The sequence below is a fragment of the Plantactinospora sp. CNZ320 genome (genome assembly GCF_002846275.1).
The window spans coordinates 7,750,813-7,773,511 of the sequence record NZ_PJMP01000001.1; the positions used below are offsets into that span (position 1 = coordinate 7,750,813).

The window sequence follows — 22,699 nt, forward strand, 5'->3', positions numbered from 1 at the left end:
TCCCTGCGGCCGGTCGGCGCTCACCGGGCCGCCCGGGAGCGTCGGGCGGTGACGTAGCGCCGGATCTTCTCGGCGGTTCCGCAGTCGTCCATGCTGCACCAGCGGCGGCTGCGGTTCTTGCTCTCGTCGTTGAAGAGGAAGCGACAGCCGCCGCATCCCTTGATCCGGTCCAGCGTGCCGGTGGTGAGGAGTTGGACCGCCGCGTGCACCACCGGCCGGAGAGGGCGGTCGAGAGTGCGGTCGTCCCGCCAGGTGAAGGCGTAACCGTCGGCTCGTTCGAGCCGTGCGTGGCCGAGCGCGTCCGCCTCGTCGTCCCGCAGCAGGGCCAGGGCGGAGCCGCTCGGGTTTCGGCCGGTGGCCAGCGCCCGGAATATCTCGTCCAGGCAGTCGCGGCTGCGCAGTGCGCGCCCGAGGGCGGCTCCGGTGCCGTCCGGGTCGTCCCGGGACAGCCGGCCCAGTGCCGTCGCCGCCGACTGGGTCAGGGCGCCGGCGTACACCGCCCAGGCGAGCAGTTGGGGATAGCCGGTGAGCACGTCGTCGTCCGGTGCTCCGTCGGGTGGGCCGGTGCGGGTGTTGACGAAGTCCAGGGCGAGGTTGCCGCCGACCAGGCGTACCCGCTTGACGTCCTCGACTGTTTCCATCGAAACCCACTTTACCAGTTGACCGATGCCCGGGGCCTCACTAGCCTGTTGCCGTCATAGCTTCGTTAGGTGGTAACAGTCGGAGGGTCGGATGAGGAACGGGCGGGCAGTGGGGGCGCTGATCGGGATGTCCGGCGGGACGTTCCTCTACACCACGGCCGAGGCGCTGCCGATCGGGCTGCTGCTCCCGATGGCCGCGGATCTGGCGGTTTCACCGGCACAGGTGGGTGCGCTCGTCACCGTGTACGGCGCGGTGGTGATGGTCGCCTCGGTCCCGTTGACGGCGCTGGTCCGCAGAGTCCCTCGTCGATGGCTGCTGTCGGCGCTGCTGGCCGGCTTCGTGGTCAGCAACGCGATCACCGTCTTCGCCGGCACCTTCGCGCTGCTGCTGGCCGCCAGGATGGCCACCGCGCTCACCCATGCGCTCTTCTGGGCGGTGGTGGTGCCGGCCGCCGCCGAACTGTTCCGGCCCGGGCTACGCGGGCGGGTCGTCGCGGTCGTCTTCGCCGGTGGCACCGTGGCGCTGGTCCTGGGCGTACCCGCCGGCACCTGGCTGGGCGAGCGCGCCGGCTGGCGGGCGTCGTTCCTGGCGGTGGCCGGACTCGGCGCGGTCGCGCTCGTCGTGCTGGCCTCGCTGCTCCCCTCGACGCCGCCCGAGGCGGGACACGCCGCCCGTGGCGCGACCCCCGACGCCCGCCGCTTCTGGCTGCTGGTGGCGGTGGCGGTCCTGGGGACCGCCGGAGCCATCGCCGCCTACACCTACGTCGCCCTCTTCGTCACCGAGGTCAGCGGGTTCTCCGCCTCGGCGGTCGGCGCCGTGCTGCTGGCGCGCGGCGTCGCCAGCGTGTTCGGCATCCTCGTGATCGGAGCGATGGTCGACCGCAGCCCGTGGCTCGCCCTGGTCGCGACCGTCGCGGTGCAGTCGGTGGCACTGCTCGGGCTGTACACCTTCGGGCACCGGCCGGCGACAGCGGTCGGCTTGCTCGCGCTGGCCGGCCTCGCCTTCGCCGCGTTCACCGCGGCACTCGGCGGCCTCGTGCTACAGGTGGCGCCCGGACGCTCCGACCTCGCCGCCGCCACCGTCTCCGCCGCGGTCAACGTCGGCATCACCGGTGGCGCCTTCGTCGGCGGCCTGGTGCTGCCCGGGTACGGCGTGCGGAGCACCGCGCTGATCGGCGCCCTGCTCGGTGCCGTCGCTCTGCTGCTGGTTCTCGGCGAACGGCTCAGCGCGACCCGGACGGCGGATGCCGGAGAGCCGGTCCCTGCCGTACTGCCAGACGGAAGGGCCGCCCGCGAGACACCAGATCGCGATCACCGGGTCGCAGATCGCGCAGCCGAGCGAGGAGTCGTGAGCCGACGGGATGATCGGCTCGCCGCGCAGGTGGTGCACGACGTCCCAGGCGGTGTGCAGTAGCCAGGCGGCCCCGATGAACCTCCACGACTCCAGCCCGCGATAGGCCAGGTACGTGACGATGGCGGTGAAGGCGAACTCCCCGATCCCCAGCCCGCCGCCGCTGAGGTAGGCCGCACCGGCTCCGGCGACGACCACCGCGTTGAGCCGGCGACGTTGCGGCTCGGCGATCAGGGAGTTCAGCAGGACGTAGAGCACACCGATGGAAAGCGGTACGACGACGGTCATGGCCACCGAACCTAGGCAGGACGGTCGTCCGGCGGCAGTGGCTGCCGAGACAGCCACCGACGGGTTCTCGCCAGAATGGCCGTATGCATCGCGTCGTGATCGTCGCCTTCGACGGTGTGGTTCCCTTCGACCTCTCCGTGCCGATCGAGGTCTTCGGGCGGGCCCGGCTGGCCGACGGCCGTCCGGCGTACCAGGTGCGGGTCTGTGCCGAGGCCGCCGAGGTTCGCGCCGGGCCGATCGCCATCGGCGTACCGGAGGGGTTGGCCGCGCTGGCCGAGGCCGACACCGTCGTCGTCCCCGGTGTCGCCGACATCGACGCTCCGGTCCCGACCCGACTCGTCGCGGCGCTCACCGCCGCCACCGGCCGGGTGGTCTCGATCTGCACCGGGGCCTTCCTGCTGGCCGCCGCCGGGCTGCTCGACGGGCGTCGCGCCACCACGCACTGGGCCGCCGCCGCGGAACTGGCCCGCCGGCACCCCGCCGTGCTGGTGGACCCGGAGGTGCTCTTCGTCGACGACGGATCGGTACTCACCTCGGCGGGTGCCGCTGCCGGACTGGACCTCTGCCTGCACCTGGTACGCCGGGACCACGGCGCCGCGGTGGCCGCGCGGACCGCCCGAAGCTCGGTCATGCCGCTCGAACGGGCCGGCGGCCAGGCGCAGTTCATCGCACACGAGCCACCCGCACCGGCCGGAATCTCCCTGCAGCCCCTGCTCGCCTGGCTGACCGACAACCTGCACCACCCGCTGACCCTGGCCGCCATCGCCGAGCGGGCGTCGATGAGTACCCGGTCGTTGAGCCGGCACTTCCGCGACCAGACCGGCAGCACCCCGATGCAGTGGCTCAACCGGCAACGCGTCCGGCACGCGCAGCTCCTGCTGGAGACCGGCGACCAGCCGGTGGAGCGGGTCGGCGAGCTGGCCGGGTTCGCCTCGGCGACGGCGTTCCGGGAGCGGTTCCGGCAGGTCGTCGGGGTGAGTCCGGGCCACTACCGTCGGTCGTTCGCGTCGGCGGCACGACCCGTCGTCACCCCCTGACCGTGATCGGCGGGCCGGTGGATCACGGCGAGCCGCGCCGGCCTGTTCAGCGGCGGTGCCGGTAGTGGTGGACGATCAGGGCGGCGATGGAGATCAGGGTGACGACGCCGAAGGCGACCCCCACCAGCGTGGGTAGCCCGGCGATCGAGGCGGTCCCGTTGGCGGCGGCGCTGACGATCAGCACCGTCCAGAGCAGTGGACGCAGAAACCCCCGTCCGCCGGTACGCTCCGGCGGGGTGGTCGTGTCGGTCGGCGGCGAGATGCGGTACTGGTCGGTCATGACGTGCTCCTCGGGTACTCGGTGGTGTCACCAACGCTAGGAGCGGATCCGGCTAGCGACGATCCCGCCAGCGCGTCGACCGGAGTACAGCAGGCTGTACTTCTCGGCCCGCCACCTCGCGTGCACGCCACCGGGTGTCCTAGGGTCTGGCCGGGAGGTGGGATGACGACCGACGACCCGGCCGGTGCCCGGTGGCGCTCGGCCCGGCACTATCTGCGGGACCGGGTGCGAGTCTCGGTCGACGCCCTGGAGCATCTGGTCGGCGGCCTCGGCACGGCGCTGCTGGCGCTCGGCGGGTTGAGCTACCTGGTCGCGGTGGCGCTGGCCGTTCCCCTCGGCGTCGGGCTGCTGCTGGTGCCGTCGGCCCTGCGCGTGGTGCGGGCGGTGGCGGATCGGGAGCGGGCCCGGCTGTCCCGGTGGGGCCCCGAAATCATCGGCCCGAAGCCGGTACCTGCCGGAGCGCGTGCGGCGATCCGGGATGCCGCCGTACGGCGTGAGCTGGTCTGGCTCGTGGTGCACGCCACCGGCGGTTTCGTCATCGGCCTGGTCGGCCTGGGCCTGCCGCTCTACGCGGTGCAGAGTCTGACCTTCCCGTTGTGGTTCTGGCTGCTGCCGCCCGGGGCCGGTGGTCCCGGGGTGGTGTTCTGGCAGATCGAGGGGGTGTTGGACGCGCTGGCCGTCGGGCTGATCGGTGTCGGCTGGCTGGCAGTGGTCGTCGGCGTCGGCCCGGGTCTGGCGCGACTTCAGGCGTGGCCCGGGCGTCGCCTGCTGGCACCGGCCGCGGATGCCGACCTGTCGCTGCGGGTGGCCGAGCTGACCTCCACCCGCGCGGCGGCGCTGGACGCGCACGCGGTCGAGTTGCGCCGCATCGAGCGGTCGCTGCACGACGGTGCGCAGAACCGGCTGGTCGCGGTCACCGTCCTGCTGGGCGCCGCCCGGCGGGCACTGGCCCGGGATCCGGCGTTCGCCGATGAGGTACTCGACCGGGCGCAGGACGCCGCCGAGCAGGCGCTGGCCGAGTTGCGTACCGTGGTGCGCGGCATCCTGCCGCCGGTCCTGGCCGACCGGGGGCTCACCGGTGCCCTCGGTGGGCTCGCCGCGAACTGTGGCGTGCCCTGTCGGCTCGATATCGACGTGCCCGGTCGGTGTGCCGCCTCGATCGAGGCGACCGCCTACTTCGTGGTGGCCGAGGCGCTGACCAACGTGACCAGGCACAGCGGGGCGACCAGCGCCGCCGTCGCGGTCCGCCGGGCCGGTGACCGGCTGCTGCTGCGGGTGGACGACGACGGGCACGGCGGTGCCGAGGAGCGCGACGGGTCGGGCATCGTGGGCATCCGGCGACGGGTCGAGGCGTACGACGGGCGCTTCCGGCTCACCAGCCCGGCCGGGGGGCCCACGACGATGGAGGCGGAGCTGCCGTGCGGATCGTGATCGCCGAGGACGACCCTCTGCTGCGCGAGGGTCTGGCGTTGCTGCTTCGGGCCGAGTCGCTCGACGTGGTCGCGACCACCGACGCGCCGGGCGCGTTCCTGGCGGCCGTGGACGCGCACACCCCGGACGTGGCCATCGTCGACGTCCGGATGCCGCCCACGCACACCGACGAGGGGATCGTCGCCGCGGTCGAGGCCCGGCGCCGGCAGCCGGGACTCGCCGTGCTGGTCCTGTCGGCGTACGTCGAGCAGGCCTTCGCCACCGAGCTGCTCGCCGCCGGCACGGTGGGGCTGGGGTACCTGCTGAAGGAGCGCGTCGGCCGGGTCGACGAGTTCCTGGCCGCGCTGCACCGGGTCGCCGACGGCGGTACGGCGGTCGACCCGGAGGTGGTCGGCCAGCTGCTCTCCCGCAGCCGTCCCGACAGCACGCTGAGCCGGTTGAGTCCGCGCGAGCGTGACGTGCTCGGGTTGATGGCGCAGGGGTTGGGCAACGGCGCCATCGCCGAGCGCCTGTTCGTCACCGAGGGCGCCGTGCACAAGCACATCCGCAGCATCTTCGCGAAGCTGGACCTGCCGCCGGACGACCGCGCGGACCGGCGGGTCACCGCGGTCCTGCGCTATCTGGAGGACACCCAGCGCTGAGGGCGTAAATCAGTTTGACAGCGCTTATATAAGTGCTGTTACGTGTCTCCGTGGCCAAGGACGAGAAAAACGGGGAAGAGCGCCAGGACCTGCTCGACAGCAGCCACTGGCGCCCGCTCTTCCAGCTGCTGCACGCGATGGACCAGGAGATCGCCGCGCTCTACACCGAGGCGGGCATCACCGGGCTGCGCACCCGGTTCGTGGGTCCTCTGATCCAGTTGTCCCGACACGAGTCGATGACCATCCAGGACCTGGCCACCGCCGTCGAGGTGACCCACTCGGCGATGAGCCAGACGGCAGCCGCGATGCGGGCGGCGGGGTTCGTCGAGAGCGCGCGCAGCGGTGACGGCCGGACCCGCCGGATCCGGCTGAGCAGCCGGGGCCGGGAGGTGCTGCCCCTGCTGGAGGCGGAGTGGCGGGCGACCGAGGCGACAGTGCGGGAACTGGAGGCGGAACTCCCGTACCCGCTGAGCCGGGTCGTCGAGGACATCAACGCCGTACTGGCGACACGCTCGTTCCGACAGCGCCTCGCCGACAATCTCGACCGGGCCCTCGACGGACGTCTGCGGTGAGCGTTCCCGGCGTCCTGGTCGACACCCGCCCGCTGCGCGAGCACCCCACCTTCCGCCGCCTCTGGCTGGGCACGACAGCCTCCGGACTCGGCAGTCAACTAGGGGTCTTCGCGGTCACCTTCTATGTCTGGGAGCACACCCGCAGCCCGGTGATGGTCGGGCTCATCGGCCTCTTCACCGCCGCCCCGATGATCGCCTTCGCCCTGCTCGGCAGCGCCTTCGTCGACCACGTCGACCGGCGGCGGCTGGCGCTGGCCACCACCTGGGGCCAGATCGTGACCAGCCTGCTCATGGCGGCCGTCGCCGTCCGGCCGGGCGACGGGACGTGGGCCATGCTGGTACTGGTCGCCGTCACGGCAGCGCTCTCCGCGTTGGGTTCCCCGGCCCGTCGTACCTTCGTCACCCGACTGCTCCCCGCCGACCGGCTGGCGGCGGGACTCGCCCTCAACCACCTCTCCTTCCAGATGGCGGTGCTGCTCGGCCCGGCCCTGGCGGGTCTGCTCACCGCCCGATGGGGCACCACGGTCTGCTTCGTGTGCAACGCGATCGCCGCCGTCGCCGCCCTGATCGGGATCACCGGGCTGCCGCCGACGGGCGCGACCGACGGGGCCGGCCGACCGGGTGCCGGGGCGGTGTGGGAGGGGATCCGCTACGCCGCCCGCACCCCCGTGGTCCGGGCCGCCTTCCTGGTCGACCTGAGCGCGACGGTACTGGCGATGCCGACGGCCCTGTTCCCGGTGATCAACCAGGAGAAGTTCGGCGGGTCGCCGGAGGTGCTCGGCCTGCTCACCTCGGCGGTGGCGATCGGCGGCGTACTCGCCTCAGCGCTCTCCGGGACGATCACCCGACGGAACCGCCCCGGCCTGGTACTCCTGGGTTGTGCCGCGGTGTGGGGAGCATCGCTGGCCGGAGTCGGCCTGAGCGGTCAGCTTCCCGTCGTCCTCGCCCTGCTGGCACTTGCCGGTGCCGCCGACACCTGGTCCGTGGTGTCCCGCGGAACGATCGTGCAGTCGCGTACGCCGGAGTCGCACCGTGGCCGGGTCTCCGCACTGGAACACGTCGTCGGGGCGGCCGGACCGCACCTCGGCGGTCTCCGTGCCGGGCTGGTCGCGGGCGGAAGCACGGCCGGCACCGCCCTGGTGGTCGGCGGGGTCACCTGTCTGGCCGGGCTGGGCCTGATCGCCGCCCTCGTCCCGCAACTCCAGCGGTTCACCATGACCCTGGAGGCTCCCGCCCCCGCACATTCCTGAGCGCGACAGCGGACGACGATGATCACTACCCTGTCGGCGTGACGGAATTCGACTGGGCAGGCCTGTCGGCGGCGAAATACGCGTGGCCGGACGCGGTTCCGCAGATGATCAACCATGCCCTCGTGGTCCTGGAGGACCTGCTGGAGGATGCCGACCACGCCTGCACGTTCACCCTGAAAGACGGCCCGCTGACCGCCGAGGGCGTGATCGCGGCGGTGAACGCGCTGCTACCGGCGAGCTGCCGGGTCTCCGGCCTGGAGCCGGTGGGCTCCTGGTCGACGACGGTCCGCGCGGCCCTGCCCGGGCTGTTCGTCCCGACCCGCCAGCCGCACGCCTGGGCCGAGCAGGCCGCCGCGCGGGAGTTGGCCGAGGCGCTGGCGGACTGGGCGGTGGCGCTGATGGGGCGGATCTGGCCGGCCTCCGCCGAATCCTGGACCGTCACCGTGCAGACGAAGGACTGGTACGAGGGGGCCTACGTCGACGTGGCGGTCCGGGTACGTGACCGGGTGTGGCTGCTGCACCTCGGAGTGAGCGACTGAGCCACACCCCTCGCCGGGCCGACTGTCTGGCGGCATGCGGCAGAACAGCGGTGCCGGACACGGGCGCTCGACTCGTGTCCGGCACCGCTGGTGGTCAGAGCTGTCGCACCCTGATGTTGCGGAACTCGATCACGTCGTTGTTGCCGTGGTTCTGCAACCCGACGAAGCCGCTGAGGAACTGCCGCAGGTCGGTCGGCGGGTCGCCCTGGCGGGACGACTGCTTGCCGGGTGAGTTGTCGAACTCACTGATCACCACACCGTTGCGGACGATCGTGTAGTGCTGGCCGGTGACCCGCACCTCGTAGTCGTTCCACTGGTTCTTCGGCGTCACCCCGGCCCGGTCCAGGGTGTTCGGCGCGAAGTTGTAGACCGAGCCGGTCTTCTGCGGCTCGCCGGTCTCGCCGTCGTAGATCTGGATCTCGTGTCCACAGTAGATCGCAACCCACGCCTGGGAGGTACGGGCCGACCCGACCGTGCCGCAGCTGCCCGCCGGCCGCTGCTCCAGCGGAGTCCTCGGATCCGGGAACCGGACGAAGATGCCGCTGTTGGCTCGGACGTTCTCCGGGGAGATGTCGCGGAACTGCGCCCTGATCGTGTAGTCCGCGAACTGCTGGTCGGCGTACCACAGCATGCCGAGCCCGCCGGAGCTGCGGATCGAACCGTCGGGACGCAGCGAGAACGATCCGCCGGGTGCCTGGCGCCAGCCGGCGAGCGACTTCGCCGAACCGTCGAAGATCGGCTGGTAGCCGTCTGTGGCACCGATCGGGGACTGCGTGCCGGCCCGGCGCAGCGCCCTCGACTCGCGGTTGTCGATGACGTGCGCGGCGGTCAGTTCGGCGAGCACGGCGTCGAGATGGGTGACGAATGAGGCCCTGTTCGGCCAGGTGCTCTCGTCGTCGATCAGGTCGTTGATCGTGCAGCCGCCACCGGTCTGCCGGTTGGCCATCCCGGTGTCGGTGTCCAGCATCCAGACCGTCGGCCGGGCGTCGGCGGCGGCGCAACCGGCGTTCACCTCGACCTTCCCGGTGACCACCTCACCGTCGGCGTAGGTCACCTTCAGCGTCGCGGTGAAGGTGCCGTACCGCTTGTAGGTGTGCGTCGGGTGAGCCTGGTGCGACAGCTTGCTGCCGTCGCCGAAGTCCCACTCCCAGGCCACCCCGCCGACCCGGGCGGCGGAGAAGCCGATGGTCCGGGGCTGGCTGGGCGTCACCGACCGGGCCGTGGCCAGGCTCGGGTTCGGCGTGGCCTGACCACCCTGGTACGTGATCCGGACCAGCTTCTGGTTCGGGTGCAGGCTGAAGAAGCCCCTGCCGTAGTCGAGCATGTAGAGCGCGCCGTCGGGCCCGAACTTCGCGTCCATCCAGGAGTCGAGCTGGTTGGCTCCGGTACCGCCCTGGATGATGCTGCGCACGTCCTCGGCGAAGGCCGGCGCCCCGGCGTACGCGACCGTCTCCGGGTCGACGGTGACGGCGATCCGGTTGTTGGCGTTGGACTGGTCACCGATGAACCACTTGTTGTCCCAGTACGCCGGCCAGGCGACGCCGCTGTTCACGTCGACCTTCTCGCGCTGGTACGTCGGACCGTCCATGATGGCCTGCCCGCCACCGCTCAGGTACGGCTGGGTGTAGGTGGCGTCCTCGGCCTTGTACGTCGGCAGCCCGCTACCGTCGGTACGCTTCGGGAAGACCGGTCCGCCACCCTGCGGCGAGTACCAGATCATGTTGTCCCGTACCGGCGGCAGGTTGACCAGACCGGTGTTGCGCGGCGACTCGTTCTTCGGGTTGTCGCAGTCGTACCAGCCGGTCAGCACGGTGGCGTCGGTGTTGCTGCGGTCCCGGTACGGCTGCCGGTTGCCCATGCAGAACGGCCAGCCGTGGTTACCGGCCGAGGTGATGATCGTCGCCGTCTCGTACTTCGCCGGGCCGAGTTCCGGGCTCGGGGCGCCGGCGTCCGGGCCGACCCACGCGGCGGTGAGCCAGTCGTTGACCGGGTCCCAGGCGATCCGCGCGATGTTGCGGACACCCATCACGTAGATCTCCGGCCGGGTCTTCCCGCCGCCCTGCTCCTGACCGGTGAAGAGGTTGCCGTCCGGGATGGTGTAGGTGCCGTCCGGCTCCGGGTGGATCCGCAGGATCTTGCCGTTCAGGTCGTTCGTGTTTCCTGAGGTACGCCGGGCGTCCTGGAACGAGATGCCGGCGTACTCCTGGGTCCAGTTGTTCCCGGAGTAGCCGTTCGACCCGCCCGAGGAGTTGCTGTCACCGCTGCCGATGTAGAGGTTGCCGGACTCGTCGAAGGTCATCCCGCCACCGGCGTGGCAGCAGCTGTGGATCTGGGTCTCCCAGTGCAGCAGGTCCTTGCGGGTACCCTGGTCGATCGACTGCGCTTCGTGGTCGTAGGTGAACCGGGAGACCGTACGCTGGCCGACCCGGCGCTCCCGGTCGATCGACTCGTGCGGCATCCAGTAGACGTAGAACCAGCCGTTCTCGGTGAACTTCGGGTCGAGGGTGATGCCGACCAGGCCCTCCTCGTTCTTCACCAGCTCGCTGCCGCTGCCCCGGTTGCCCATCACCTCCAGGGTGGTGAGCAGCTTGACCTGCTTGCTCTTCGGGTCCCACTGGTGGATGGTGCCGCAGCCGAGCCCCACCTCCGGGTTGGCCCAGTCGACGACCGGCCCGCTCGGGCAGGCTGCCTTGCCGATGTAGAAGACCTTGCCGTCGGGGGCGACGGTCAGGCCGTGCGGTTCGCCGATCTGGTCGAGCTGGCCGGACTGGTTGGCGGCGGTGAGCCGCTCGATCCGGTAGTTCGCCCCGATCGTCGCCTGGCAGTCGCCCCGGACCATTCCGGTCGTCCACTGCAACGCGCCGAGCAGGTGGCCACGGAACCTGGTGTCGGTGGTGTAGCTGGCCTCGGTACGCCCCATGCCTGTGTAGAAGGACCGGCCGCCGTCGTAGTCCCGGCACCAGGAGATCGGGTGGAACGCGCCGTTGCCGGCCAGCCCCGGCTGGTAGCTGCGCTCCCGGATCTGGGCGATGGTGTGCACCCGGCCGACCGGGCTCGGGTCCCAGTTCATCCACTGGTCGGAGCGGGTCCAGGTCAGCGGCAGGCCCTTGTTCGCCGGGTGCTGCCGGTCGACCACCTCGACCACGGCCTCCTGTACCCGGGACTCCGGCGCCGGTCCCGCGTCCGGGCCGATCAGCCACAACTCGGCGAGCTGGATCAGCGGCTCGCCACTGTTGGCGGTGATGTTCAGCCGGTAGTACTCGTACGGCGTGGTGTTGGTGAACGCGTACTGCTTGGTCTGGAACCGCCCGGAGAAGGTCTGACCGGTCTGCCGGTCCAGATCCGTCCAGGTCTCCCCGTCGGCCGAGCCCTGCAGGGTCCAGTCCCTCGGGTCACGGCCGACGAAGTCGTTCGCCGAGGTCAGCGCGTACTGTGCGATCGCCTTCGGCTCGGCGAGCTTGGCGACGACCCAGCCGGTCGGGGTACGGGTCAACCACTTGGTGCCGGTCGAGCCGTCGATCAGGTTCTCGACGATCTCGTTCGGCGGGTTGTTGCCGCTGGCGGTGACACTCTCGATCTTCTCCGCGGCGGGCAGGCTCGCCGCCGGGCGGGTGCCGATCAGCCCGGTGAACCACTCGGAGCTGGGCTGGGCCCGGGCGGCGTCGTGGATGCCGACGAACCCGCCACCGCCCTTGACGTACGCCTGGAACGCCGCCTCCTGGGCGTCGTCCAGCGTCACCCCGTTGGCGGACAGGAACACCACGCTGCGGTAGCGGTCCAGGTTGTCCGGGGTGAAGACCGCCGGGTCGGCGGAGGAGTGCACGGTGAAGCCGTGCTCGTTGCCGAGCTTGCGGATCGCGCTGACGGCCTTGGCGACCGGGTCGTCCTGGGACGCCGCCGGCCCGTGGAAGACGAGTACGTTCACCGCCTGGCCGCCCCAGGCCGGCGCGACCCCGCCGACGCTCTCGTCCGGGGCGGCGGTGGCCGGCGCGCCGAGCAGGCCGAGCGTGAGCAGCGCGCCCGAGGCGAGGGCCACCGCCCGGCGCAGCGGTCCGGCGTCGGGCCGCCGCGTCCGGGTCACCGGGGCGGGTACGTCGCACGGTTCGTCGACGGGGCCGGGACGGTGTCGCCCGACCGATCGGAACAGCCGGAAATGGCGCTGGTGAGCCATTTCTCCTCCTCCAGAGGGGGTACGAAGAGTCCTTCTCATCGGTGGTTCCCGTGCGCGCCGGCCGCTGCGGCACCGTCCTGTGCCGGTGCGGCCGCGCCCTGTGCCGGTGCCGCCGGCCGGTGGTTACCGGCGTGCGGCGGCATCTGTCCGTTCTCGTCGAGCACGTGCAGCGTCGTCGACATGCCCAGGTCGGAGTGGAACTGCATGTGGCAGTGCAGCATCCAGTGCCCCGGCCCCACGGAGTCGCCCGCGACGATCTGCACGCCGAAGGTGTCACCCGGACCGAGGGTCTTGTTGTCGATCACCGGGATCGAGTCGATGAGCGCCTTGTTGGTGCCGGTGACCAGGCCGGTCCGGGTGTCCGCCCAGGAGTGTCCGTGCACGTGGAAGGTGTGCATGTCGTCGCCGATGCCGATCACGATGAACTCGACCCGTTCGCCCAGCTTGGCGACCAGGCAGGTCGGGCCCGGCTGCGGGTTGACCGGGTCGCAGGTGTCGGCCTCGGCGCTGCGTCGCAGGTTGATGGTCTGCCGGTCGCCGAAGGCGGTCACGTAGGTGCGGTCGGGCCTCGGGTCACCCTGTCGGCGTACGACCAGGCCGCCGAAGAGCCCGGAGCGCAGGCCCTGGGTGCCGTGCGGCCCGCCGACCACGTGGTCGTGGTACCACCAGTAGCCGGCGGTGCCCGGCGAGGTCGCGGTACGCGGCTTGGCGAACCAGACGTACGTCCGCGACCCGCCCGGCGGCACGAACGAGTTGCTGTGCACCGTGCCGTCGGACATCTGGGTGTACTTGACCCCGTGCACGTGCAGTGAGACGCCGACCGGATGCGCCGGATCGGTGCGCAACTGCTCCAGGGTGGCGGCAGGCACCTGGTTGTGCAGGGTGATCGCCAGGCATTCGCCCTCGATCATCTCCATCGTCGGCCCGGGGTAGGAGGCCGTCTGCGGGGTGAGGCCGTAACCGAGCCGGACCTGGTTGGTCACCGGGTCCTTCGGCAGCTCGACCGCGTACAGCTGGAGTCGGCGGTCCGGGGTGACGCAGCCGGCCGGTCGCTCCGCCCCGGCCGCCGCCGCCTCGACCACCCGCTCGGCCGGTCTGGCCGTGGTGGTGCTGCCGCCGGCCACGGCCAGCCCGCCCGCGCCGACGAGCGTCACAAGCATGATGGCCGCCACCATTAGCGCCCGGCCGCCGCTGGTGCCCAGCAGCCGGGCCGGCGATCCCGGCCGTGGATCCGGCTCGGCGGCGGGTGCCGCGAGCACGACCTCGCCGATCTCCTTCGTTTCCTTGTCCAACGTTCTATCCAATCGCTCGACTGGGCGGGGAGAGGACGGTGTGCGGGTCACGGGGTCAGCGGGGCGATCCTGACGTTGCGGAAGGTGACGATGTCGCCGGCGCCGTGGTTCTGCAGTCCGATGTAGCCGGTCGCGCCCTGCCGCCCGGCACCGCCCGGATCGTCCGCCCGGGGCGGGTTGAAGACGGCGTCGGGGACGTTCACGTACTCGTTGATCAGCTCACCGTTCCGGAACACCGAGTAGTGCTGGCCGACGACGCGGATCTCGTAGTCGTTCCAAGTCCCCTTCGGGGTGACCCCGGCGCCATCGAGGTCGACCCGGTCGAAGCCGTACACCGAACCGCTCTTGTACTGGTCGCCGTCGGTGCGGTCGAAGATCTGCAACTCGTGGCCGTACTTGATGGCCACCCACTCGGGGCGGGACTCCTGCGGGTGCTGGTGCACCTGCGGGAAGCGGACGAAGACCCCGCTGTTGGCCCGGCCGTCACCGGGAGCGTCGTCGCGCCACTGGAGCTTCAGGGAGAAGTCCCCGTAGCTGCGGACCGGGAACCAGAGCATGCCGAGGCCGTCGACCGCCCGACTGGTGATCGACCCGTCGGCGTTGCGCCTGAAGCCACCCGCCCCGACCTGCTCCCAGAGCCTGAACGAGGCGGCGGTGCGGTCCAGCAGCGGCTGGTAGCCCTGCTTCGCCTCGGACCGACCGACGCCGGACTCGCGGGCGGTGCGGATCAGGGTGTTCTGCTCCTTCAGCAGGATCCTGCCCCGGTGGTGCAGGTGTTCAGCGACCGCCCTGACGTGCTCGACGAACTCGGCGTGGCTGGGCCAGGCCCGCTCGTCGAGGATCAGGTCGTTTATCGAGCAGCGGCCCTCGACCACCCGGTTCGGCACCCCGCTGTTCGCCGTGCCGAGCCAGACCGTCGGCCGGGTGTCGGTCACCCGGCAACTCGGTGCCGGCGGACCGCTCGGCACCACTGTGAAGGTGGCCGACGCGGTTCCCGAGACGTTGCCGGCCCGGTCGGTGGCCCGGTAGCTGATCGTGTGCGCGCCGGGGGTGTTGACGGTGAGCGGGCCGGAGTAGACGACGTAGCCCCGGCCGTCGAGCGCGTACTCGACCCGGAGGACCCCGGATCCGGTGTCGGCGGCGGTGAGCACGATCGTGGCGCTGCCGACGTACGCCCAACTGCCGTCCTGCTGGCCGGTGATCGCGGCGGTCACCGTGGGGGCGGTGTTGTCGGGGTCGGGCGGGGCGACCACGGTGAACGAGACCGACCCGGGCGTGGAGGTGTTACCGGCGGTGTCGGTGGCCCGGTACGAGACGGTGTGCTGGCCCGGCTGGTTGACGGTGACCGGTGCGGTGTACTCCGCGTACGGCTGCCCGTCGAGGGAGAACTCGACGAGGTCGACCCCGGATTCGGCGTCGGTGGCCGAGACGGTCACCGTGGCCGCGCCGACGTACGCCCCGTTGCCGTCCCGGTTGCCGGTGACGGTGGCGGTCGCGGTCGGCGCGGTGCTGTCACCCGGCCGCTCGACCACCGTGAAGGTGACCGACTGCGGTGCGGAGGTGTTGCCCGCCCTGTCGGTCGCCCGGTACGAGACGGTGTGCTCGCCGGGCGCGTTGACGGTGACCGGTGCGGTGTACTCGGCGTACGCCTGGCCGTCGACCGCGTATTCGATCCGGTCCACACCCGACTCGGTGTCGGTGGCCGAGACGGTGACGGTGGCGGCACCTAGGTAACCACCCTCGTCGTCGCGGTCCCCGGTGACCGCGCCGGTGACGGTCGGCGGTGTGGTGTCCGGAGTGGACGCGTCGGCCACCTCGAAGCTGACCGTCTGCGGTGCGGAGGTGTTGCCGGCCTTGTCGGTCGCCCGGTAGGAGACGGTGTGCCGGCCCGGCTGGTGCACCATCACCGGGGCGGTGTAGGCGGCGTAGGTGCCGCCGTCGAGGGAGTATTCGGTGCGTTCGACGCCGGATTCGGTGTCGGTGGCGGTGAGGGTGACGGTGGCCATGCCGACGTAGGCGCCGTCGTCGCGTCGGTCGCCGGTTATGGCGGCGGTGACTGTGGGTGCGGTGGTGTCGGGGTCGGTCGGTGCGACGACCTGGAAGGTGGTCGACTGTACTGGTGAGGTGTTGCCGGCGACGTCGGTGGCCCGGTAGGTGAGCGTGTGCTCGCCGGGGGCGTTCACCGTGACCGGGGCGGTGTAGGCGGCGTAGGTGCCGCCGTCGAGGGAGTATTCGGTGCGTTCGACGCCGGATTCGGTGTCGGTGGCGGTGAGGGTGACCGTGGCGGCGCCGACGTAGGCGCCATCGTCGTTCTGGTCGCCGGTTACGGCGGCGGTGACTGTGGGGGCGGTGGTGTCGGGGTCGGTCGGTGCGACGACCTGGAAGGTGGTCGACTGTACTGGTGAGGTGTTGCCGGCGACGTCGGTGGCCCGGTAGGTCAGCGTGTGCTCGCCGGGGGCGTTCACCGTGACCGGGCCGGAGTAGGTGCCGTATGCCCCACCGTCCAACGAGTACTCGACCCGACCGACGCCCGATCCGGTGTCGGCGGCGGAGAGGGTGACCGTGGCGGCGCCGACGTAGGCCCCGTTCTCGTCCTGTTCACCGCTGACCGCCGCGCTCACCGTCGGCGGGGTCGTGTCCTCGCCGCCGCCGGTGACGACGAGCAGCCCGGTCATCGCGCCGTGCCCGGGTATCGCGCAGAAGTACCGGTAGGTGCCCTCCGTGAGCACCACGTCGACGGTCCACCGGCCCTGGTTGCTGTCGAACGGGTCGGCCAGGATGTTCACCTCGACATCGCGGTTGTACTCCGGATTCCCGGTGTCAAAGGTGAGGGTGTGCTGCATGCCGCTGGTGTTGCCGGTCGCGACGCTGTTCTCGAAGACCAGGGTGGCCGGCCCGGCGGTGGCGGTGGTGGGCGCGGAGACGTACGCCTCGGTGCTGTTGCCGGCCGTCCAGGTGAGCACCTGGGCCTGAAGCTGTCCGGCCGAGGTGGGGTCGCTGGCTCTGCTCCGCTCGGTGTCCACCGGGCGGGCGGCGGCCGGGGCGGCGAGGAGTGCCGAGCCGGTGATCAGGACGACTATCGCCGCGAGCATCCTGGTCGGTCGTCCGGACCGGGCGGTGCCGAGCCGGGGGAGCAGCCGCGAACGCCTCGGCGGGCCGCATCGCACAGGGAAGGCTGGCATGTCGAACACACCTTTCGCGAGTCTTGGGGCAAACGCCGACGACCCGTGGAGGGCTTCGCGTGGATCGACGGACGGCATGACGGCAGACCGCACACCGCGCAATCCGCGACGGTGGGTCCGGTGCTGCGGCTGCCGGCCTGTCACGGCTGGTGTGCGGGCGGAGTGCCTTCGGTGGGGGAGGGTGGACGAGGGCGGGGTCGACCGGTGAGCGGATGACACGGGCCGTGTTGCCGAGCCGACGCGGAGCGACGCCGTTACGACATGGGCGCGACGGCCGCGCCGGGCCTGCGGGCACGGCGGCGACCCGGAGAGTTGGCGCCCCCGGTCGAGCCGTGACTCTCAGACGACGAGCCGACCGCGTCGCCGGTTGGCTCGTTTAAATATGTTGATGTTGTCCGACACTAAGTTCTTGCCGTCGCGATGTCCAGATCTTTCGGCAGGATCGTCCACACTTTTGTCCGTGGTGACAAAAGAGAGGGTGGTGGCGGCCCACGAGCCGGCGAGCCCGCCCCGCCGACGGCGCAGGTGGATCACCGTCGGCGGCACGGGCTCGCAGTCTCGGGTCGGGAGTCGTTGGCGACCGGATCGGCGGGGCGGGCTCGTGGCCGGGTCAGGAGTCGCTGGCGACCGAGTCGAGCACCCGGGCGAACTCGGCCGGCTTGCTGATCATCGGCCAGTGGCCCGACTCGATGTCGACCAGATCGAGGTGCTTCGCCCTGCCGAGTTCGGGCACCTCCCCGGCGGCGATCCACTGCTCCGCCTGAGCGGGCGTGAACTCCGGGCACACGAGTACGACCGGGACGTCGAACCGTCGTTCGTCCACCAGCCGTACCGCGCCCCTGGCCACCCCCTCCGGGACCGGGATCGCGCCGGCCGCGAAGGAGCGCCGGGCTTCCTCGTCGAGGTCGGCCGAGTCCGGGCCCTCGAAGGGACCCCAGCCGGGGAAGGGCATCACCTCGTCCTTGACCTCGAAGAACTCGGCGTAGGAGCCGCCGTCCGCGACGGGGAAGCCGCCGACGAGGACGACCTTGGCGACCTTCTCCGGACGGGCGTCCGCAGCCAGCCAGGCCAGCGTGACGGCGGCGGAGTGGCCGACCACCATCGGCTTCCCCGGCGCCGCGTCCACGGCGGCGAGCACCGTCGCCACCTGGTCGTCGAGGGTGGCGGCGCTGGCCCCGTCGCCCTGCCCGGGAAGGGTGATCGGCACCGGGCGGTGGCCGAGTGCCTGGAGCACGGGTACGACGTCGTCCCAGGCAGATCCGTCGAGCCAGAGGCCGGCGACGAGCAGTACGTCCATGATCAGTTTTCCTCTCTGCGGCACGGTCGGGTCGCGTCCGGCCCTGACGCCGGTGCTCCCGGGGCACGACGCTAGGCCCAGATCCGGACGATCCACTACCGGTTCACGGCAGGCGCGACCTAGTCTGCTCGGGTGCCGACCGAACTGAGCCCCACCGCGCGGGCGCTACGTGCGCTGGAGATCCTCCAGACCCGCCCCGGCACGACCGCCACCGAACTCGCCGCACGGCTGGGCGTCACGGAGCGGGCCGCGCGGCGGTACGTTGGGATCCTCCGGGAGGCAGGCATCCCCGTCGAGTCGATCCGGGGCCCGTACGGCGGGTACCGGCTCCGACGCGGGACGAGGCTGCCGCCTGTCGTCTTCACCGAGGCGGAGGCGCTCGGTCTGGTCATGGCGGTGCTCGACGGTCAGCCGGCAGCCGCCGAGGCGGACGCCGACGACCTGGTCGGCACCGCCCTGGGCAAGGTCATCCAGGTGCTCCCGGAGAGCGTCGGCCGGCAGGCGGCAGCGCTGCGCAGGCACGCCTCGGCCGCGCCCGACCGGTATTCGTGCCGTCCCGATCCCGCCGTCGCCAGCGCGCTGGTCGCCGCCATCGCGGCCCGACGCCGGGTGCTCGTCAGCTACCGGAGCGAGCCCGGCAACGAGTGGGACGCCGAGGTGGATCCGTGGGCGGTGGTGAGTCGCCACGGGCGCTGGTACCTGCTGTGCCACTCGCACCGGGCGGACGCGGTCCGCACCTACCGGCTCGACCGGATCGGCGCGGTCCGGCAGACCGGGTACCCGTTCGAGCCGCCCGACGGACTCGACCCGGTCGTGGCACTGGAGGAGAATCTCGGCAGCGGCTGGCCGTTCGTCACCCGGGTCGTCTTCGACGCTCCGGCGGCCGAGGTGGCAGCCTGGATCCGCCCCCCGATGGGACGGCTGTTTCCCGCCGGAGACGGGTGTGTCCTGGTCGGCAGCACCAACAATCCCGCGATGTACGCCCAGGAGTGGCTGCCGAGCGTACCGTTCGCCTTCCGGGTCGAGGGTGGGCCGGAGCTCCGGGCGGCGGTCGCGGCCCTGGCGGCGCGGCTCAACGCCGCCGTCACCCCCTGAGCCGGGCCGTCAACCGTCCACTTGCGACCTCCGCCGGCCTCGGGATCCGGAATGCCGGACCCCGAGGCCGGTGGAAGCTGCCGCTATCCGGCGTAGGTCTCGAACTCGCCGACTCTCGGCGTACCCGTCGAACTGGTGATATCAAAGGTGATCTTGCGTAGCGAGGTCGCGGGGAAGGTGATGACACCGGCCCCGCTGCCGGAGGTCAGGACCGCACCGGTGTCGTGGTTGAGTACCCGCCAGGACCCGATGTTGCCGACCGCGCCCGACGCCTCACGGATGTTGATCCTGGAGACGGTGGTGGCCGAACCCCACTTGATCGAGATGGACCCGGTCGAGCCGGCCGGCGACCAGTAGGTGTTCATGTCGCCGTCCCGCACGTTTCCGTAGCCCGTCCCGGAGGCCTTGCTGGAGCCGTCCGAGCCGGCCCCGATGCTCAGGTTTGTGCCGCTGGGCTGGGTCGGTGTCGGCGTGGGGGCGGTCGGGGTGGGGGTGGGGCCGGTCGGCGTCGGCGTGGGGCGGGTCGGCGTGGGTGTCGGTCCCTGCGGCGAGCAACTGCCGTCGGACACCCGCAGGCCGGTGTTCGCGCCCGCCGTCTGGCGGACCACGTCCGGCACGCAGCCGGCGCCGTCGAGGCGGTAGGAGTACGGGATGCTGACCGTGGTGTTGGACTGCGGGTTGGGACCGGCCGGGTTGGTGTCGCTGCCCGGGCTGGACCAGGTCACGTTGTCGAAGACGTTGCCGGCGACCTGCCAGTACCCGGCCTCGCTTGTGTAGAAGGTGCCCAGCACGTCCTTCGAGTCGCGGAAGTAGTTGTTCTCCACCTTGGCCCGGGCGCCGGCCCGGGAGTTGATGCCGGACTCGCGCAGGTTCACGTAGTGGTTGTTGTAGATGTGCGCGATGCCGCCACGGAGCAGCGGCGTACGGGAGTCGATGTTCTCGTACAGGTTGTGGTGGTACGTGATGAAGCCGTTCGAGCGGTCGCTCTCGCTGGACCCGACGAGGCCACCACGGCCGGAGTTGCGCAGGATGCTGTAGGAGAGGGTGACGTACTGGGTGTTGTCCTTCATGTCGAAGAGCCCGTCGAAGCCCTCCGACTCCCCGCCCGACGCCTCCAGGGTGACGTGGTCGACCCAGACGTTGCGGACGGTGCTCTCCATGCCGATGGCGTCACCGCCGTTGGACGTCGGCGATCCCGACTTCTTCACGTTCCGGATGGTGACGTTCTGAATGATGATGTTGCTGGAGTCCCGGATGTGGATGCCGAGCTGGTCGAAGAGCGCTCCGCCGCCGACTCCGATGATCGTGACGTTGCTGATCTCCTTGAGTTCGATCTTGTCGGCGGCGGTGTTGCAGCTGTCCCCGGAGACCTTGCTGGTGTTGCCGTGGTTGATGGTCCCCGAGACCTCGATGATGATCGGGGTACTGCTGCTGGCCCTGCCGCAGAGTGCGGCGTGGATGGCGGTTCCGGTGCTGGCCCGGACCGTCTGCCCGCCGGCACCACCGGTGGTCCCACCGTTCTGGGTCGCATAGCCGGTGGCGGTGCCGACCGCCGCCGACGCCTGCGGCATCGGTAGCGCGACACCGACCGCGACCCCGAACGCCGCCGTTGCCAGCGCCGCCTGAAGCCGCGATGCGGCCGGTCGTCGTCTCATCTTCGCCTCACCTTCGTCTGTCGAATGCTTGTGTGCCGGTACCTGCCGCGCTCGTTCCGGCGGTTCGCCGAGGTTGCCGATCCGTCGTCCACCGTCGGTGCACCCGCCACCGCTGGCGCACGGAGCCTGGGCGTGCCCTTCCATGGCTCGGGTCGCGGTTCCGCGGCGGCCCGGCCGTGACCGGGCGCGCGAGATCGCTGGCGCTGGTGGACGGTCTGCCAGCGTCAGAGCGGAAGGGAAAGCGCTTTCTCCAGCGAGGATAGGGAAGTGTCTATAGGAATGGCAAGATCGTGCCCGGATTGCGGGTGGATGATGAGATTCGAGTGTTCTGCGCGCTTCCGGGCGCGGGGCGACACCGACGCACCCCGACCCGCCCGGCGCCGCGCCGCAGCGTCCCGCGCCCTGAGCCGCCGGTCAGTAGCCGACCGGCCGGAGGGTCGTGCGGGACACGTCGGTGCGGGAGTGTTGCCGATCGCAAGGGGAGTAGCTCCCAATGCGATGGTCGACATGCTGACCCGCCCGAGCGGGTCCGGCCATCCGACCTCCGCAGGTACGCCGGGCCAGCCAGCCGGCCATCGCGCGGACGCCGTACCCGATGGCTCGCTCGTCCGGGTCGAAGGTGCCGAAGTGCGGTGCGCTGGTCTCGATGCCTGCCCCCGGGGCCCGGACGCCGAGGAAGGTGTAGGTGCCGGGCAGCCGGTCGAGGAAGAGGGCGAAGTCCTCGCCGTTGAACGGTACCGGGGCGTGCAGCCTGCCGACCCGGGCGGCACCGAGGCTCTGTCGCAGGTACCGCTGCAACGCCAGGCCCTCCGGCTCCGGGCAGAGCAGCGCCGGGAACGGTTCGGCCAGGAAGCTCACCGACGCCCCGCCGAACGAGTTCGCCAGCCGACGGATCTCCTCGCGGATCTCGGTGTACCGCTGCTCCGGCCAGCAGCGATAGGAGATCCGGACCTCGGCCGGGCCGTCCGGGGCGGGCGGCTGCGCCCCCATGAAGACGAACTCGGTCAACGGCCCGTCCGGGGTCTGGAGGTCAGCGACGAGGCGTTCGAGGTCCGCGGGCGAGGCGGGCGGGGAGACCGTACCGATCGCGTTGATCGCGGCGGCGAGCCGCTGCGCCCGGGCCGGCGCGTCCGGGCCGGTAAGTGTCACCACGCCCCGGTCCTGGCCGGGCAGCCCGGAGCCGGGCGTGACGAGGAACTGTCCGACCGGGAAGGGGCCGCAGTGCAGGGCGTGCATCTCCGCCGGCCGGACCTGACCGAACACGTCGTCGGCGAGCATCGCGGCCGCACCGGCGAGCGACTCCTCGGCGGGTTGGAAGACGAACAACACCGAACCGGTGAGTCGGTCGCGCAGCAGTGCGAGTACCTCCGCCACCCCGACCCCCACAGCGGTGTGCACGTCGTGTCCGCACAGGTGGGCCGGTCGGGTGCCGCCACCGAACTGGTCGCCCGGCGGTACCGCGTCCATGTCGGCCCGGTAGCCGATCGTGCGGCCGGGGCGGGCACCGGTGAGCAGCGCCACGACCCCGTGACCGCCGACTCCCGTCCTGACCCGCAGGCCGGCGGCGCGAAGGCGCCGCGCGACCACGGCGGCGGTGCGCCGCTCCTGGCCCGCCGTCTCCGGGTGCCGGTGCAGGTCACGGCGCAACTCGACGAGGTCGCGGTCGAGCCGGCGCGCCACGGCGTGCACCGCGCCCGGGTCGATCGGCCGGGACGCCGGAGCACCGGACCGGGGCGGCGCGGCGGCGGCGCGTGCGGCCTCCGTGCCCGCCAGCCCGGCACCGAGTACGACGGCGGCGCCACCGAGCACCGTACGCCGGCCGACGATCGGCCGATCCGAGTTCGACATGCTTCCTCCCGTGAGACCGCGACCGCCGTCCGAGCAGGTCGGTGGACCGAGTCTGTGGCACGGGAGCGGGTCAACGCATTGAAGCTGGCCCCTCCATTCGACCGACGGCTACCCCTACCACCCGTTCCG

The 22,699-nt window shown here is 71.5% G+C and carries 16 protein-coding genes and 1 pseudogene; 8 read left to right on the plus strand and 9 right to left on the minus strand.

Annotation, left to right across the window (positions count from 1 at the left end):
- Positions 1-20 precede the first annotated feature (20 nt).
- Positions 21-641, minus strand: a complete 621-nt coding sequence (locus CLT71_RS34770) for an ABATE domain-containing protein (protein WP_101370836.1) — start codon at positions 639-641, stop codon at positions 21-23.
- A 127-nt stretch (positions 642-768) separates the two neighbouring features.
- On the opposite strand from CLT71_RS34770, the gene CLT71_RS34775 reads away from it, so the two are divergent.
- Positions 769-2,055 (plus strand): MFS transporter, encoded by a 1,287-nt coding sequence (locus CLT71_RS34775; RefSeq protein WP_486483753.1) that lies wholly within the window; start codon positions 769-771, stop codon positions 2,053-2,055.
- Here CLT71_RS34775 and CLT71_RS38455 read toward each other — a convergent pair.
- Positions 1,981-2,280: pseudogene (locus CLT71_RS38455) on the minus strand (DUF6010 family protein); the annotation flags it as partial. The gene CLT71_RS34775 and the pseudogene CLT71_RS38455 overlap by 75 nt on opposite strands.
- An 83-nt stretch (positions 2,281-2,363) precedes the next feature.
- On the opposite strand from CLT71_RS38455, the gene CLT71_RS34785 reads away from it, so the two are divergent.
- A complete protein-coding gene (locus CLT71_RS34785) occupies positions 2,364-3,317 on the plus strand; it encodes a helix-turn-helix domain-containing protein (protein ID WP_101370838.1) in 954 nt (317 codons plus the stop codon).
- Between the two features lie 46 nt (positions 3,318-3,363).
- On the opposite strand, the gene CLT71_RS34790 is transcribed toward CLT71_RS34785, so the two are convergent.
- Entirely contained in the window at positions 3,364-3,597 is a 234-nt protein-coding gene (locus CLT71_RS34790; RefSeq protein ID WP_199187816.1) for a hypothetical protein, read from the minus strand.
- 162 nt (positions 3,598-3,759) lie between these two features.
- Here CLT71_RS34790 and CLT71_RS34795 point away from each other — a divergent pair, with 162 nt between their 5' ends.
- From CLT71_RS34795 to CLT71_RS34815, 5 genes are read left to right on the plus strand one after another with little or no spacing between them, the layout of a single operon-like run.
- Complete coding sequence (locus CLT71_RS34795) at positions 3,760-5,028, plus strand: sensor histidine kinase (protein WP_101370839.1); 1,269 nt, start codon at positions 3,760-3,762, stop codon at positions 5,026-5,028.
- Positions 5,016-5,669: a response regulator transcription factor gene (locus CLT71_RS34800; protein ID WP_101370840.1), complete on the plus strand. Its 654-nt coding sequence runs from the start codon at positions 5,016-5,018 to the stop codon at positions 5,667-5,669. The genes CLT71_RS34795 and CLT71_RS34800 overlap by 13 nt, the downstream gene beginning before the upstream one ends.
- A gap of 50 nt (positions 5,670-5,719) precedes the next feature.
- On the plus strand, positions 5,720-6,241 hold the full coding sequence (locus tag CLT71_RS34805; RefSeq protein ID WP_486483614.1) for a MarR family winged helix-turn-helix transcriptional regulator: 522 nt from the start codon (positions 5,720-5,722) through the stop codon (positions 6,239-6,241).
- Positions 6,238-7,491 (plus strand): MFS transporter, encoded by a 1,254-nt coding sequence (locus tag CLT71_RS34810; RefSeq protein WP_101370841.1) that lies wholly within the window; start codon positions 6,238-6,240, stop codon positions 7,489-7,491. The genes CLT71_RS34805 and CLT71_RS34810 overlap by 4 nt, the downstream gene beginning before the upstream one ends.
- A 38-nt stretch (positions 7,492-7,529) precedes the next feature.
- On the plus strand, positions 7,530-8,030 hold the full coding sequence (locus tag CLT71_RS34815; protein WP_101370842.1) for a hypothetical protein: 501 nt from the start codon (positions 7,530-7,532) through the stop codon (positions 8,028-8,030).
- Positions 8,031-8,124: 94 nt separating this feature from the next.
- On the opposite strand, the gene CLT71_RS34820 is transcribed toward CLT71_RS34815, so the two are convergent.
- The 4 genes from CLT71_RS34820 to CLT71_RS34835 all read right to left on the minus strand — a co-directional run bounded on the left by CLT71_RS34820 (position 8,125) and on the right by CLT71_RS34835 (position 17,972).
- Positions 8,125-12,201 (minus strand): ThuA domain-containing protein, encoded by a 4,077-nt coding sequence (locus CLT71_RS34820; protein ID WP_101370843.1) that lies wholly within the window; start codon positions 12,199-12,201, stop codon positions 8,125-8,127.
- A 35-nt stretch (positions 12,202-12,236) separates the two neighbouring features.
- The gene (locus CLT71_RS34825; RefSeq protein ID WP_199187817.1) at positions 12,237-13,493 is read right to left on the minus strand and encodes a multicopper oxidase domain-containing protein; all 1,257 of its coding nucleotides are present in this window, start codon (positions 13,491-13,493) and stop codon (positions 12,237-12,239) included.
- Between the two features lie 47 nt (positions 13,494-13,540).
- Complete coding sequence (locus CLT71_RS34830; RefSeq protein WP_143743747.1) at positions 13,541-16,675, minus strand: OmpL47-type beta-barrel domain-containing protein; 3,135 nt, start codon at positions 16,673-16,675, stop codon at positions 13,541-13,543.
- A 610-nt stretch (positions 16,676-17,285) separates the two neighbouring features.
- On the minus strand, positions 17,286-17,972 hold the full coding sequence (locus CLT71_RS34835) for an alpha/beta fold hydrolase (RefSeq protein ID WP_101370845.1): 687 nt from the start codon (positions 17,970-17,972) through the stop codon (positions 17,286-17,288).
- A gap of 132 nt (positions 17,973-18,104) precedes the next feature.
- Here CLT71_RS34835 and CLT71_RS34840 point away from each other — a divergent pair, with 132 nt between their 5' ends.
- Positions 18,105-19,067, plus strand: coding sequence for a WYL domain-containing transcriptional regulator (locus CLT71_RS34840; RefSeq protein WP_101370846.1), 963 nt, complete (start codon positions 18,105-18,107; stop codon positions 19,065-19,067).
- An 83-nt stretch (positions 19,068-19,150) separates the two neighbouring features.
- Here CLT71_RS34840 and CLT71_RS34845 read toward each other — a convergent pair whose 3' ends face one another.
- A complete protein-coding gene (locus CLT71_RS34845; RefSeq protein WP_101372040.1) occupies positions 19,151-20,722 on the minus strand; it encodes a pectate lyase family protein in 1,572 nt (523 codons plus the stop codon).
- A gap of 414 nt (positions 20,723-21,136) precedes the next feature.
- Entirely contained in the window at positions 21,137-22,570 is a 1,434-nt protein-coding gene (locus CLT71_RS34850; protein ID WP_486483615.1) for a M20 metallopeptidase family protein, read from the minus strand.
- Between the last annotated feature and the right edge of the window lie 129 nt (positions 22,571-22,699).